Annotated in this window: 12 protein-coding genes; 6 read left to right on the top strand and 6 right to left on the bottom strand. The window is 74.2% G+C overall.

All coding sequences use genetic code 11. From position 1 onward, the window contains the following. Position 1 precedes the first annotated feature (1 nt). Entirely contained in the window at positions 2–2194 is a 2193-nt protein-coding gene (locus tag ACRAKJ_RS36355) for a GH92 family glycosyl hydrolase (protein ID WP_438924817.1), read from the bottom strand. Between the two features lie 151 nt (positions 2195–2345). On the opposite strand from ACRAKJ_RS36355, the gene ACRAKJ_RS36360 reads away from it, so the two are divergent. Genes ACRAKJ_RS36360 through ACRAKJ_RS36380 form a run of 5 tightly spaced genes read left to right on the top strand, consistent with a single transcriptional unit; the run spans position 2346 to position 7083 of the window. Further along, positions 2346–3329, top strand: coding sequence for a substrate-binding domain-containing protein (locus tag ACRAKJ_RS36360; RefSeq protein ID WP_438924832.1), 984 nt, complete (start codon positions 2346–2348; stop codon positions 3327–3329). After that, positions 3326–4336, top strand: coding sequence for a class I mannose-6-phosphate isomerase (locus ACRAKJ_RS36365; RefSeq protein ID WP_438924818.1), 1011 nt, complete (start codon positions 3326–3328; stop codon positions 4334–4336). The genes ACRAKJ_RS36360 and ACRAKJ_RS36365 overlap by 4 nt, the downstream gene beginning before the upstream one ends. Before the next feature lie 4 nt (positions 4337–4340). Continuing rightward, positions 4341–5102, top strand: coding sequence for an ATP-binding cassette domain-containing protein (locus ACRAKJ_RS36370; protein ID WP_438924819.1), 762 nt, complete (start codon positions 4341–4343; stop codon positions 5100–5102). Beyond that, positions 5099–6097: an ABC transporter permease subunit gene (locus ACRAKJ_RS36375; RefSeq protein WP_438924820.1), complete on the top strand. Its 999-nt coding sequence runs from the start codon at positions 5099–5101 to the stop codon at positions 6095–6097. Before ACRAKJ_RS36370 ends, ACRAKJ_RS36375 begins: the two co-directional genes overlap by 4 nt. Before the next feature lie 14 nt (positions 6098–6111). Beyond that, positions 6112–7083, top strand: coding sequence for an ABC transporter substrate-binding protein (locus ACRAKJ_RS36380; protein ID WP_438924821.1), 972 nt, complete (start codon positions 6112–6114; stop codon positions 7081–7083). Positions 7084–7149: 66 nt separating this feature from the next. On the opposite strand, the gene ACRAKJ_RS36385 is transcribed toward ACRAKJ_RS36380, so the two are convergent. Together ACRAKJ_RS36385 and ACRAKJ_RS36390 are read right to left on the bottom strand one after the other, a co-directional pair. Continuing rightward, complete coding sequence (locus ACRAKJ_RS36385) at positions 7150–7788, bottom strand: methyltransferase domain-containing protein (protein WP_438924822.1); 639 nt, start codon at positions 7786–7788, stop codon at positions 7150–7152. 12 nt (positions 7789–7800) lie between these two features. Continuing rightward, complete coding sequence (locus tag ACRAKJ_RS36390) at positions 7801–8751, bottom strand: hypothetical protein (protein ID WP_438924823.1); 951 nt, start codon at positions 8749–8751, stop codon at positions 7801–7803. A 176-nt stretch (positions 8752–8927) separates the two neighbouring features. Here ACRAKJ_RS36390 and ACRAKJ_RS36395 point away from each other — a divergent pair, with 176 nt between their 5' ends. After that, the gene (locus tag ACRAKJ_RS36395; RefSeq protein ID WP_438924824.1) at positions 8928–10466 is read left to right on the top strand and encodes an alpha/beta fold hydrolase; all 1539 of its coding nucleotides are present in this window, start codon (positions 8928–8930) and stop codon (positions 10464–10466) included. 13 nt (positions 10467–10479) lie between these two features. Here the strand turns inward: ACRAKJ_RS36395 and ACRAKJ_RS36400 are convergent, their stop codons facing one another. The 3 genes from ACRAKJ_RS36400 to ACRAKJ_RS36410 form a co-directional block, all read right to left on the bottom strand. Next, positions 10480–11160 carry a response regulator gene (locus ACRAKJ_RS36400; protein ID WP_438924825.1) on the bottom strand — a complete coding sequence of 227 codons (681 nt, stop codon included), beginning with the start codon at positions 11158–11160 and terminating at the stop codon, positions 10480–10482. 24 nt (positions 11161–11184) lie between these two features. Beyond that, complete coding sequence (locus ACRAKJ_RS36405; protein ID WP_438924826.1) at positions 11185–12759, bottom strand: GAF domain-containing protein; 1575 nt, start codon at positions 12757–12759, stop codon at positions 11185–11187. 78 nt (positions 12760–12837) lie between these two features. Next, entirely contained in the window at positions 12838–13236 is a 399-nt protein-coding gene (locus ACRAKJ_RS36410) for a pyridoxamine 5'-phosphate oxidase family protein (protein WP_438924827.1), read from the bottom strand. Positions 13237–13503 lie beyond the last annotated feature (267 nt).

Raw genomic sequence — 13503 nt, forward strand, 5'->3', positions numbered from 1 at the left:
CTCACGTGCCCCAGGTCGCCTCGGCCGGGTCGTCGGTCAGCTCGTGCGCGACGGTCGTGCCGGAGGTCAACCGCTCCCACGGGAGCCGCACGTCGTGCCACGGCTCGTCGCCCACGCGCAGCGCCCGCGTGTACTGGAGCCGGGACGGGTCGGCGCCGGGCGCGGTGATCGTCAGGTCGCGGCCGTCCTCCAGGCGCACGACGGCGCGGGCGAACCTCGGCGCGTTGAGCACGAACTCCCCCGTGCCCGGCGTCACCGGGTAGAGCCCGAGGGCGCCGAGGACGTACCAGGCGGACATCGTGCCGAGGTCGTCGTTGCCGGTGACCCCGTTCGGCGCGTCCACGAACAGGGTCTGCGCCGCCCGCACCACCGCCGAGGTCCGCCACGGCGCGCCGAGGAGCGCGTACACCCACGGCGCGTGCAGGTCCGGCTCGTTGTTCGGGTTGTAGCGGAACTGGTTGTAGTACTCGTACGGCCCCACGACCCACTTGTCGCGCACGGTCCCCGCCGGGTCGGCGAGCAGGTCGGGCAGGGCGAAGAAGTCGTCCAGCCGGGCCAGCGCGGCCTCCCGCCCGCCCAGCAGCCCCACCAGCCCCTCGACGTCGTGCTGCGCCAGCCACTGGTACTGCCACGCGGTGCCCTCGTGGAAGCCGTCCGGCCCCTGCGGGCTGAACGGGGTCAGCCACGCGCCGCCCGCCACCCTCGGCCGCGGGAACCCGCGGAAGCCGCGGTCGGTGACCGAGTCGTCCCACAGCGCGCGGTGGTTCAGGCCCCTGGCGCGCAGCGCCGCCGCGTCCTCGTGGTGGCCCAGCGCCTCGGCCATGATCGACAGCGCGTGGTCGGCCAGCGCGTACTCCAGGGTCGCGGACGCGCCGTGGTGCGGGTCAACGTCCTGCCCCTTCTTCGGGAAACCCGGGTCGTGCGGCACGAACCCGTCCGCGAGGTAGGTCGGGTTGCCCGCCCGGCCCTCGAACGGCGAGGACGCGGGCGGCACGGACGTCGCGTTGCGCCGCAGCGCCGCGTAGGCCCGCTCCTCCAGGCCCTCCAGCGCGCCGAACCGCCACAGGTCGACCAGGAACGGGGTCACCGGGTCGCCCGTCATGGTGTTGGTCTCCTGGTCGGCGTACGCCCAGCGGGGCAGCCACCCGCCCTGCTCGTGCACCGCCAGCACGGACCGGGCGACGTCCCGCGCGCGGCCCGGCCGCAGCAGCGCGAGCAGCTGGTTGTGCGCGCGGTAGGTGTCCCACAGGGAGAAGTACTCGTGGTAGGTCCAGCCGTCGGCGCGGTGCACCCGGCCGTCGAACCCGCGGTAGCGGCCGTCCACGTCGTTGCCGGTCAGCGGTTGGAGCAGCACGTGGTACAGCGCGGTGAAGAACACCACCGGGTCGTCGGTGTCGACCTCGACGCACCCCAGCTCGCGCCGCCACTCGTCCTGAACGGCGGCGCGCAGCTCGTCGAACGACCTGCCGCGCGCCTCGACCAGGTTCCCGGTCGCGCCCTCGGCGTCCACGTGCGAGAGGGCGGTCGCCACCGTCACCGGGCCGTCGCCGTCGAACGACACCCACCGGCCGCGCAGCCCCTCGCCGCCCGACTCGCCGCCCCAGCCCCCGGTGTCCCGGAACGGCCGGTCGAACGTCGTGGTGAACCACGTGGTGTACGGCTTCCCGCCGCAGAACGCCTGCGCGGTCACGGTGCCCGCGAGCGTCCGGTCGTCCACGACCCGCACGGAGCTGCCGGACACGGGTTCCCGGTCGTTGGCCTGGCCGACGTTCACCAGCACGTGCGGCGTCGACCCGGCGGGGAAGGTGAACCGCTCGACGCCGGCGCGGGTGGTCGCCGTGCACTCGGCGGTGATGCCGGACGCCAACCGCACCCGGTAGTAGCCGGCCTCGCCGACCTCGCCGTCGTGGGTGTACGCCGAGCCGTACCGGCGGTGGTCGAACGACCGCGGCGGCCCGAGCGCCGGCAGCACCGGCACCAGCCCGCCCTGCTCCCAGCAGCCCGCGCCGGACAGGAAGAAGTGCCCGAAACCGCGGATGACCGGGTCGTCGTAGCGGTAGCCCGCGTAGTGCGACCCGACCGGGCTGGAGTGGGCCATGCCGAACGGGGCCGACGCGCCGGGGAACGTGTTCCCGTCGTCGCGGGTGCCGATGAACGTGTTGACCCACCCGACCGGGTCGAGGTCTGCCGCCACACCCCCACCCTAGCCACCACCAGCGGGTCCTGTCCGGTTCAGGACAACGCGGGCGTTGACATCCCCCGTGCCCGGGGTGTGTGATCCGACCACTATGACAACGTTGTCCCCGAACGGCGCGGCGGGCGCCCGCAAGGTGCGGCGCGCCACGATGAACGACGTGGCGCGGCTGGCGGGCGTCAGCATCAAGACCGTCTCGCGCGTGGTGAACGACGAGGCGGGCGTGCACCCCGCGACGGCCGAGCGGGTGCTCGCGGCGATCGACCAGCTGGGCTTCCGGCGCAACCTCAGCGCGCGCAACCTCCGCCGCGGTTCGTCGACGGGCACCATCGGCCTGGTGCTGGAGGACGTGGGCAACCCGTTCTACTCCGGCGTGACGCGCGCGGTCGAGGAGATCTCCCGGCTGCGCGGCCGGCAGGTGATCACCGGCTCGTCGGACGAGGACCCGTCGCGGGAGCGCGAGCTGGCGCTGGAGTTCTGCTCGCGCCGCGTCGACGGGCTGCTCATCGTGCCCGCCGGGTTGCAGCACGGGTACCTGGTGCCGGAGATGCGCGCCGGCACGCCGGTGGTGTTCCTGGACCGCCCGGCGGGCGACGTCGTGGCGGACACCGTGCTGGTGGACAACATCGGCGGCACCGCGGAGGCCGTCGCGCACCTGGCGTCGTTCGGGCACCGCAGGATCGCGTTCCTCGGCGACGCGCCGGACATCTTCACCGCCAACGAGCGCCTGCGCGGCTACCGCGAGGGCTGCGCGCGCACGGGCATCGGCTACCACGAGTCGATGGTGGTGATGGGGCCGCACGACGAGCGGTCCGTGCGCGCGGCGCTCAAGGGCCTGCGCGAGCTGGCCGACCCGGCCACCGCCGTGGTGACCGGCAACAACCGGATCACCGTGCACGCGCTGCGCGCCCTCGCGGGCTGCGACTCGCGCCCGGCCCTCGTGGGCTTCGACGACTTCGAGCTGGCCGACCTGCTGTCGCCGCCGGTGACCGTGATCGCGCACGACGCGAGCGCGCTCGGCAAGGCGGCGGCCGACCTGCTCTACGCCCGGCTCGACGGCGACGGCACCCCACCGCGCCGCGTCGTCCTGCCGGTGCGCTTGGTGGCCCGTGGATCAGGAGAGGTACCCGTATGAGCTCCGACACCCAGCCCGTCTCGCTGCCGGCGAACCAGCCGCGCCAGTTCTACCGGGGCGGGGCGGCCATCGCGGCGCTGCGGAACGAGGCCGTCGCCGACCACGGCCCCGAGGACTGGGTCGCCTCGACGACCACGCAGTTCGGCAAGGACGAGGCCGGCCTGTCCCGGCTGCCCGACGGGCGGTGGCTGCGCGACGCCGTGGCCGCGGACCCGGTGACGTGGCTCGGCGAGGAGCACGCGGCCGAGTTCGGCGGGGACACCGCGCTGCTGGTGAAGCTGCTCGACGCCGGGCAGCGGCTGCCCGTGCACTGCCACCCGTCGAACTCCTTCGCCGAGCGGCACCTCGCCTGCCGGCACGGCAAGACCGAGGCGTGGATCGTGGTCGGCACCACCGGCCCCGACCCGACGGTCCACATCGGGTTCCGCGAGGACGTGCCCGCCGACGTGGTCGCGCGGTGGGTGTCGGCGCAGGACTCGGCGGCGATGCTCGGCGCGCTCAACGCGGTCCGGGTCTCCCCCGGCGACACGGTGTTCGTGCCCGCGGGCGTGCCGCACGCCATCGGCGAGGGCGTGTTCATCGTGGAGCTCCAGCAGCCCACGGACTTCTCCGTGACGCTGGAGTGGGAGGGCTTCCTCGCCGACGCCGAGGCGGGGCACCTGGGCCTGGGCTACGACAAGGCGCTGGACTGCGTGGAGCGCCGCGCCCAGTCGCCCGACGACCTGGTGCTGCGCACCCGCGCGCGGACCGGCGCGTCGGTGCCGCTGCTGGGCGCGCAGGCCGACCCGTTCTTCCGCGCCGACCGGCTGCACGTGTCGGGCACGGCGGCGCTGGAGCCCTCGTTCGGCGTGCTGGTGGTGCTGGAGGGCGCCGGCACGGTGGGTCCCGTCGCGGTGCACCGGGGCAGCACGCTCGTCGTGCCGCACGCGGCGGGCGAGGTCGAGGTGACCGGCGACGTCGTCGCCGTCCGGTGCAGGCCGCCACTGGTGTCGAGCCTCGGGAGCTGACCGCATGGCCTTACCCCTGTTGGACGCACGGGAGTTGGTGAAGCACTACGGGAGCGTGGAGGCGTTGCGCGGCGCCTCGTTCACCGCGCACGCGGGCGAGGTCGTCGCGCTCGTCGGCGACAACGGAGCGGGCAAGTCGACGCTGGTGAAGTGCCTGTCCGGGGTCGAGCGGCCGGACTCGGGCACGGTCCTGCTCGACGGCGAGCCGGTCGTGCTCGACTCGCCGGTGGCGGCGCGGGCGCTGGGCGTCGAGACCGTCTACCAGGACCTGGCCGTGGCGCCGGACCTGGACCCGGCGGCGAACCTGTTCCTCGGGCGCGAGCTGCGCCGGGCCGGGCTGCTCGGGAAGCTCGGCGTGCTGGACGAGAAGGAGATGCGGCGCCGCGCCGCGCGGTCGTTCGAGGACCTCGGGGTGTCGCTCCCGGACGCGGGCGTGCCGATCGGCTCGCTGTCGGGCGGGCAGCGGCAGGGCGTGGCGGTGGCGCGGTCGGTGGTGTGGGCGAGCCGGCTGGTGTTCATGGACGAGCCGACCGCCGCCCTGGGCGTGGTGCAGCGCGGACGGGTGCTCGACGTCGTGCGGCGGGTCCGCGACCGGGGCCTGGCGGTGGTGCTGATCAGCCACAACATGCCCGAGGTGCTGGCCGTCGCGGACCGCGTCGAGGTGCTGCGGCTGGGCCGGCGGGTGGCCCGGTTCGAGGCGGCCTCCACCACCGTGGAGGAGCTGGTCGGCGCGATGACCGGCGCGCTGTCCCAGGAGGGGGCGTGACCGGCCCCGGCTCGCTGGCGCGGCGGCTCCTGGGCGCGAACACGCTGTGGATCGGCGTGGTGCTGCTGGTGCTGGTGGCGGTGTTCGGCGCGCTGCGGCCGGACGCCGTGCTGACCGCGTTCACGCTCCAGACCACGCTGGTCGAGACGTCGGTGCTGCTGGTGCTGTCGGTCGGCATGACCTTCGTGGTCGTCACGGCCGGGATCGACCTGTCGGTGGGGTCGGTGCTGGTGTTCTCCGGCGTCACGTCCGCCACGGTGATGAACGCCCTCCACGGCGGCGACGCCACCGGCGCGGGGTGGGGCACGGTCGCGGTCGGCCTCGCCGTGGCCCTGCTGTCCGGCGCGGCGTGGGGGCTGCTCAACGGCGTGCTGGTCGCCCGCGCGGGCATCCCGCCGCTGATCGTGACGCTCGGGTCGTTCGGGGCGGCGCTCGGCGCGGGGCAGCTGCTGTCCGGCGGGTCGAACGTCAGCGGCGTGCCGGACGCGCTGGGCGACGGCCTGGGCACCGGGACCTGGTTCGGCGTGCCCGCCCTCGTGCTGCTCGCGGCGGCGGTCACCGCGCTCGGGGCGCTCGTGCTGGGCACGACCGCGTTCGGCAGGCACACCCGCGCCATCGGCTCCAACGAGGAGGCCGCCCGCCGGGCCGGCATCCCGGTGCGCGGGCACCTCGTGCGGGTGTACCTGCTGGCGGGCGTGCTGGCCGGGCTGGCCGGGTTCATGGCGCTGGCCTACTTCCGGGTCGCGTCGATCACCGGGCACGACACCGACAACCTCAACGCGATCGCCGCCGTCGTGCTCGGCGGCACCAGCCTGTTCGGCGGGGTGGGCTCGGTGGTGGGCACGGTGCTCGGCGTCTTCATCCCCGCCGTGCTGCGCAAGGGGTTCGTGATCGTCGGCGTGGACGTGTACTGGCAGCCGGTCGCGGTGGCGGTGGTCCTGGTCGCCGCCGTGTGGTTCGACCAGTCGCGGCGAAGGGCGCGTGATCAACACTAGGTGAGAGGGAGAACATGTCATCGAGGACGGTTGCCCTTGTCCCGCTCTTGTCAGTGGCCTTGCTGACCGCGTGCGGCGGCGGGCAGATCGGCGACACCGGGGGCTCCGGTGACGCGAAGAAAATGGTGCTCATCCCGGGGGTGGCGGCGGAGCCGTTCTACACCTCCCTGGAGTGCGGGTTCCGCGAGGCCGCCGGCGCGGCCGGGTACTCGGTCGACGTGCAGGCGCCGGCGAAGTTCGACCCGGTGCTCCAGGCGCCCATCGTGACGGGCGTGCTGGCGAACCGGCCGGGCGCGGTGCTCATCGCCCCCACGGACGACAAGGCGATGGCCGGCCCGGTCAGGCAGCTGGTGGACGCCGGGATCGAGGTCGTCGAGGTCGACACCAGGCTGGAGGACAGGTCGATCGCCGCGTCGACGGTCTCCTCGGACAACGAGCAGGGCGGGCGGCTGGCCGCGCGGACCCTCGCCGACCTGGTGGGCGGCGGTTCCGGCTCGGTGCTCGTGCTCGACACGAAGGCCGGTACGTCCACCACCGACGCCCGCGCGAAGGGCTTCGAGGAGGAGGTCGCGAAGCACCCGAACCTGCGGTACGTCGGCCGGCAGTACACCGACAACGAACCGGACCAGGCGGCGTCCAAGGTGACCGCCACGCTCGCCGCCAACCAGGACCTCGTGGGCGTGTTCGCGACGAACCTGAACACCGGCGAGGGCGCGGCCACCGGGCTGCGCAACGCGGGCCGGACGGGCTCGGTCAACCTGGTGGGCTTCGACGCCTCCCCCAAGCAGGTGGAGGACCTGCGGTCGGGCGTCGTGCAGGCCCTGATCGCCCAGGACCCGGCCACGATCGGCCGCACGGGGGTCGAGCAGGCCGTCGCGGCGCTGGAGGGCAGGCCGGTCGAGCGCGAGGTCGAGACCGACCTGGTGGCGCTGACCAAGGCCGACATGGAGGCGAACTCGGAGTACTTCTACAAGCAGAAGTGCTGAGCCCCCGGACCGCGGCCCGGTGGCCGGCCGCGTGCCGGTCACCGGGCCCCGGTCACCGGGCCCCGGTCACCCCGCGCGCGCCAGCAGGCGCCCCTGGGGGAACCGCTCCCCGTCCACCGGCTCGCGCAGCACCCGGCCGACCTCGGTGAACCCGGCGTCGCGGGCGAGCGCGGCGAGGTCGTCGACCGGCCAGCGGTAGGCCGTCACCACCCGGTGGTCGAACGTCGCCACCGGTCCCCCGCCGGCCTCGAAGAAACCGAGCAGCAGGGGCGCGCCCGGGACGAGCACCCGGCGGAACTCGGCGAGGTACGCGGGCAGGTCGGCCGGCGGGACGTGGATGACCGAGTACCAGCACAGGACGCCGTGCAGCGACCCGTCGGGCAGGTCCAGGGCGTCCATCGAGCCGACCTCGAACCGCAGGTCCGGGTGCGCCGCGCGGGCGAGGTCGACCATCACCGGCGACAGGTCGACGCCGAACGCGTCCAGCCCGAGGTCGCGCAGGCGCGCGGTCACCCGCCCGGGACCGCAGCCCAGCTCGGCGACGGGCCCGGGGCCGGCGGCCCGCACGTGCTCGGCGAACGCGGCGAGCACCGCGCGGTCCAGCGGGACGCCGTCGAGGTCGTGGCGGGGAAGTTCGGCGTAGCGGACGGCGACGGAGTCGTAGGCGTCGGCCGTCGCGCGCAGGTGCGTGGGGAGTCCGGTCACGGACCGGGGAGCCTAGAGGTACTTGTTGGCCAGCTCCGAGTACTCCTTCTCCAGGTCGTCGGCCAAGTACGCGACGTACGCCCACGGCACGTCGTGCACGTGGTCGCGCATGCCGATCAGGTGGCGCTTCGCGCGCGGCGCGTCGTCGGCCAGGGCGAAGGCCGCCGCGAACAGGTTGTGGGCCTGGAGGGCGCGCGGGTGGGGCTTGGTCGCGGTCGACTCCCACCGGTCCGCGGCGGTGGCGATCTCGTCGCGGTGGCGGCTGAAGTAGCGCATCTTCAGGGTGGCGATCCTGAGCGCCGACCGGGACTGCACGGCGTCCTCGAACTGCTCCAGGAAGATCTCGAAGTGGGCCAGCGGCAGCATGGCCACGACCGGGTCGCCGGGCGGCGCGGCGTCCACGCTGCCCTGGGCGAACGCCATCATCTCCTCGGCCGAGCCGCCCCACTTGGCGGCCAGGATCTGCAACCGCGTCCAGTGCGCCGGGTACAGGGTGGGGCAGCGCGCGGCGATCTCGCGCCACACCTCGTCCTTCTGGTCGCGGTCCACCTGGAGGCCGAGGCCCGCGGTCTGGAGCTGCGCCCACGGCACCGCGTCCCGCGGCAGGAGCTTCGCGGCCTCGTGCAGCGGGCCGACGGCCTTGCGCAGGGTGCCGAAGAAGACCTTGAACCGGTCCTTGCCGACGCTGTCCGCGCGGCCCGAGCCCCGGATCGCCCACGCCTCCCGGATGAACGCGGTGCCCGCCAGCAGCCACAGGTCGGGGTCGGTGTTGCCCTTGGCCAGCTCCAGCAGCTCGTCGGCGTGCCCGATGGCGTGCTCGCCGAGCACCTCGGCCCGCAGCGCCCGCACCTCCGGGTCGTCCCGGCACTCCGCGAGAACCGTGGTGGCCGCGCGCAGGTGGCCCGCGTCCATCTCCTCCGCCGCGATGTCCAGGATCGCGTCGTCGTACGTGTGGTCCCGCACCACCTCACGAGCGACCGCGGCAGGCCGCTTCCTCCGGAAAATCCCCACTCCAGCGACCTTACTTTCCTCCGAGCCCGACCGGCCCGAGTCTTTCGTGGAGCCGAACAGGGCCGTTCTGCGGTTGTCCTCCACCCTACGCACGCGCTGGGGTGGAGACCTCGACCGGAGGGGGATCGATGAGGAGAGCACCGACCACCACGCTGACCACCGCGTTGTCCGCCGCACTGACCGCCGCGCTGCTCACGGCGATCACGCCGGCGGCCGCGCCGGCACTCGCCCAGGCGCGGCCCGGCCCGCACCACGACCAGGCGCTGACCTGGGCGCCGTGCACCGACGTCCCGGGCCTGGAGTGCGCGACGTACACCGCGCCGCGGGACTGGCGCACACCCGGCGACGGCAGGTCCGTCACCATCGCCGTGAGCCGGCTGAAGGCCCGCGGCGAGTCGCGGGGCGCCGTGCTGACCAACCCGGGCGGCCCCGGCGCGCCCGGCCGCACGCTGCCGCTGCTGTACGCCGAGCGGACGAGGCTGGTCCAGGACCGCGACGTCATCGGCGTCGACGTGCGCGGCACGGGGGCGAGCACGAACGTCACCTGCGGCGGGTTCGACTTCCTGGCGCTCACCGACCCGCGCGACCGCCGCCGGGCCAACGCGAAGCTGATCTACGACGGCGCCGAGCTCCAGGCCACGGCCTGCCGGACCAGGTCCGGCGAGCTGGGCGAGGTGGTCAACACCGAGCAGACCGTCCACGACCTCGACCTGCTGCGCCACCTGCTCGGCCGGGAGCGGGTCGACTGGGTCGGCTACTCGGGCGGCAGCCGGCTGGGCGCCTACTACGCGACCTACTTCCCGGACCGGGTCGGCAAGTTCGTGCTGGACTCGAACCCCGAGTTCACCAGCACGTTCCAGGACGTGTTCGACAACTTCGGGTACGGCTTCGAGCGGCGCTTCCGCGTCGACTTCCTGCCGTGGGTCGCGAAGTACGACGCCCTGTACCGGCTGGGCACGACCGCCGAGCAGGTCCGGCAGTCCTACGAGCGGACCCGCGCCGCGCTGAACGCGGAGCCGGCGGCGCTGCCCGGCGGCACCCTCGTCGACGGCGTCCTGCTCGACGTGCTCCTGATCCGGGCCCAGTACTCCAAGACCGCGTTCCCGGAGGCGGCGGCGCTGTTCTCGCAGCTCGCGCGGGGCGACGCGGGCGCGGTGACGGCCGCGGCGGCGCTCGCGCGGTACCCGGACGCGTCCAACGGCGCCCTGTACGCGACCGCGTGCAACGACACGGGGTTCCGCCACAACCGCACCACCCTGGCGCTGGAGGCCGAGCGGCTGGGCCGGCGGTACCCGCTGATGGGGTACTACCAGTTCCTCGCGCCGTGCGCGTCCTGGGACCGGCCCGCGCTGGAGCTGAGGGAGCCGACCGGCCGGGGCGTGCCGCCGGTCCTGATGGTGCAGTCGGTGCGCGACCCGGCCACCCCGCTGGAGGGGGCGCGGGACGCGCACCACCGGTTCGCCGGCTCGCGGCTGCTGACCGTGACCGACGAGGGCGACCACGGCGTCTACGGCTTCGGCAACGCGTGCGTGGACGACGTCGTGGAGTCGTTCATCGTCGACGGGGTCGTGCCCCCGGTCGACTCGACGTGCCCCGGCGTGCCGCTGCCCGACCCGACCGCGCCCGCCGCGCAGCAGCGGCGACCGCTCGTGGGCTACCCGCTGTAGCCCCCGGCCCGGGTCACGTGCCGTAGCCGTTCCCGGGGGGACCACCGGTGGCGCCGCCCGTCTGCCGACGGCGGGCGGCGTACACCCCGGCCTCGGTGCGCCGGTCGAAGCCCAGCTTGTGCAGCAGCGAGGAGACGTAGTTCTTGACCGTCTTCTCCGCCAGGTAGAGCCGGCTCGCGATCTGCCGGTTGGTCAGGCCCTCGGCGATCAGGTCGAGGATGCGCCGCTCCTGCGGGCTCAGCGCCGCGTAGCGCGGGTCCTCGACCGGTCCGCCGCGCAGGCGCTGGAGCACGGTCGCGGTCACGCCCGAGTGCAGCAGCGACCCGCCCGCGGCCAGCGTGCGGATCGCGGACACCAGGTCGTTGCCGGACACCTGCTTGAGCATGTAGCCGGCCGCGCCCGCCATGATCGCCCCGAACAGCGCCTCGTCGTCCGAGTACGAGGTCAGCATCAGGCACGCGGGCGGCGGCTGGACCGTCGAGCGGATCTCGCGGCACACCGTGACGCCGTCGCCGTCGGGCAGCCGCACGTCGATCACGGCCACGTCCGGCCGGTGCAGGGCGGCGGCGGACACGGCCGCCGCGGCGCTCTCCGCCTCACCCACGACCTCGATGTCCGGTTCCACGGCGAGCAACTGCTGGAGCCCCCTGCGGACGATCTCGTGGTCGTCGACGAGCAGCACCGAGATGGACAAACCCTCTCCCCTCCCCTAACACCGTCACCGCGTGGTCAGCGGCACGGACCACGTCACCGTCACGCCCCGCCCCCCGGCCGAGTCGACGTCGCAGGAACCGTCCCACCTCGTGGCCCGGGCCGCCATGTTGACCAGACCACCGGTGTGCCGGTTGCGCCCCGCGGGCAGGCCGGCGCCGTCGTCGCGCACGACGAGCCGCAGCCACGTCGCCGCGCGGTCCACCGACACCTCGACGTCGACCCTCTTCGCCGACGCGTGCCGCGCCGCGTTGGCCAGCGCCTCGCGCAGCGTGGCGAGCAGGTCGGGCCGCACGTGGTCGGGCACCACCGAGTCGACGGGGCCGTCCAGCGCCAGCGCGGGCTCGAAGCCGAGCAGGCGGGTCGAGTCCTGCACGACCCGGCGCAGCTGGACGCGCAGGTCGGCGTCGCCCGCGGGCGACTCCTGCAACGAGAAGATGGTGCGCCGGATCTCCCGGATCGTCTGGTCGACCTCGGTGACGAAGTCCTGCAACCGCTGCGCCACGAGCGGCTGCTCGACCAGGCCGTTGAGGCCCTGGAGGCCGAGGCCCAGGCCGAACAGCCGCTGCACGACGAGGTCGTGCAGGTCGCGGGCGATGCGGTCGCGGTCCTCCAGCACCGCCAGCCGCCGCCCCGCGCCGGTGGCCCGGGTGAACTCCAGGATCAGCGCGGCCTGCCGGGCGAACGACTCGACCAGCGCCACGTCCGGCGCGTCGAACCCCACCTGGCCGCGGGCCCGCGCCACGAGCAGCACGCCGAGCACCCGTTCGCCCGCGGCCAGCGGCACGACCACCCCCGGGCCGACCCGGGCCGGCAGGCCGGGCAGGCCGTCGAACACCTTCGCGCGGCCGGTCCCGAACACCTCGCGCGCCGCGCCGCCCTCGCGGGACACGTCGAACCCGCGCAGCTCGCCGTCCATGACCCGCACGGCCAGCTCGCCCTGCGGGTCGGGCAGCGCCAGCACGGCGATCAGCCCGTCGGCGGCGAGCCGGGCGCGCACCGCGACCAGCCGCAGCGCGTCCCGGTCGGGGGTGCCGGTGAGCAGCGCGTTCGTCACCTCGTTGGACGCCCGCAACCACACCTCGCGCTGCCGCGACTGCTCGTAGAGCCGGGCGTTCTCGATCGCGATGCCCGCCGCCGCGGCCACCGCCACCACCACCTCCTGGTCGGCGAGGGTGAAGTCCGCGCCGTCCTCCTTGTCGGTGAGGTAGAGGTTGCCGAACACCTCGCCCCGCACGTGCACGGGCACGCCGAGGAAGCCGGGCGAGGACGGGTCGAACGCGGCGCCCCAGGACTCGTGCGGCCCGACCGGGTGGTGGCCCTCGCCGTGGGTGAACTCCAGCAGCTGCCGGTTGGGTCCGACCACGGCCAGCGCGCCGTACCGCGCGCCGACGAGGCTGCACGACGACTCCACGATGCGGCGCAGCACGTCGGGCAGCGACAGGTCGCTGGCGAGCGAGACGACCGCGGCGAGCAGCCGGTGCAGCCGCTCCTGCGACACGATCGCCTCGGCGGTGCGGTCGGTCAGCTGGCGGAGCAGGCCGTCCAGGCGCACCGCGTTGGCGTCGGGGGGACCGGGCACCGTGGGACCACCCTCGGGACGTGGGGGTTGCGCTGGCGTGGGATCGCGCTGGGGGACCACCGAGGGTAGCGCCTGCCGCTACGGGATGCGACGGCCCGTGAGCACTTCCAGGTCCACGACCAGGTAGTGATCGGGCAGGCCGTGGCGGCGGGCGGCCAGGGGCAGCTCGCGCAGGCGCCGGAGACCCGGCTCGTCGTCCACCTCGGTGACGTGCCCGATGGCCATCACCGACCAGCCCTTCGACAGGTCGTGGGCGATGTCGTCGATCTCGAACGCGACGATCGTGTCGCGGGCGACCAGCGTGGAACTGCCCTCGGGAACGCGCAGCACGACGCGCTCGCCGTCGACGACGTAGGGCACGGGGTGCACGACGGGCAGGGCGCGGTCGGTGTAGACCAGCCGCCCGATGACGGCCGTCCGCAGCAGCTGCATGCACTCCTCGCGGGAGAGGACCTGAAGTCCAGCGGCGTCGTACATCGCACCTCTTCGTCCCCCGGGTTGCCGGACTAGAACGTTCTGCTCTGTGATCGTCCTTGCCTAGAGGCGGAAGTCCCGGCTTCGACCTGGCACCCGGATGGGGGATTTCCGGCAATACCCGAACGGCAGCGGCCGCATTCCCCCGCCACCCCACCCCGACCAGCCAAAACCCGAGAGTCCAACGCCCAAGCCCCGAGAGTCCAACGCTCACGACCCGCGAGTCCAACGCTCAGGACCCTTGAGTTCTGCATTCGCGACTCACGGCGT

It is taken from the genome of Saccharothrix sp. DSM 118769, assembly GCF_052936295.1.